Here is a 788-nt window from a genome sequence, read left to right as displayed (position 1 = left end):
TAAGTTCAGTGGCAAAACGGTGAGAAAACTGATGCAACAGCTCGGCCTGACGTCTCCTGTGCGCCTGAAGAAATACCGGTCTTACCGGGGAAATATGGGACTCGCTGCAGAAAATATCCTTCAGCGACAGTTCAAAGCGGAAGCTCCCTGTGAGAAATGGGTGACAGATATCACCGAATTCAGGGCTGGCGGACAAAAACTGTACCTGTCCCCGATACTTGATTTGTTTAACGGGGAAATCGTGGCGTGGGAAACGGCCTGCAGGCCTACAGAGGAGCTGGTGAAGCGGATGTTAAATAAGGGTCTGGAAAGCCTTGCTGAAGGGGAGAAACCGCTGCTCCACAGTGATCAAGGATGGCATTACCGGATAAAAAGTTATCAGTCCGCCCTGGCGGACAGAGGGTTAGTGCAGAGCATGTCGCGCAAGGGCAACTGCCTTGATAATGCGGTAATGGAGAACTTCTTTGGTCACCTGAAAGAAGAAATGTACTATCGCCGGGACTACAGAAATGTAGAAGAGCTGGAAAATGCCGTTAACGAATACATAACTTACTGGAATCAAAAAAGAATAAAACTCAGTCTTGGGGGACTCAGCCCGGTAGAATACCGGACTGAGTATCAAAAAGCCGGTTAACTGAAACTGTCCAGGTTTTGGGGTTCAGTTCAGTAAACGCCTTATCCGGCCTACCGCTCCAACACCGATTGTAGGCCTGATAAGACGCAGCAAGCGTCGCATCAGGCATCGTGCACCGAGTGCTACAAAATCGAAATTACCCCGTAGGCCTGTG

At 49.7% G+C, this 788-nt stretch carries 1 pseudogene; it reads left to right on the top strand.

The annotated features are described in order from the left end of the window. A pseudogene (locus F1381_RS27855) lies at positions 1-634 on the top strand (IS3-like element IS1397 family transposase); the annotation flags it as partial. Positions 635-788 lie beyond the last annotated feature (154 nt).

It is taken from the genome of Paenibacillus tengchongensis, assembly GCF_008973665.1.
Taxonomy (GTDB): domain Bacteria; phylum Bacillota; class Bacilli; order Paenibacillales; family Paenibacillaceae; genus Paenibacillus_AQ; species Paenibacillus_AQ tengchongensis.
This window is presented reverse-complemented; position numbering and strand designations above follow the sequence as displayed.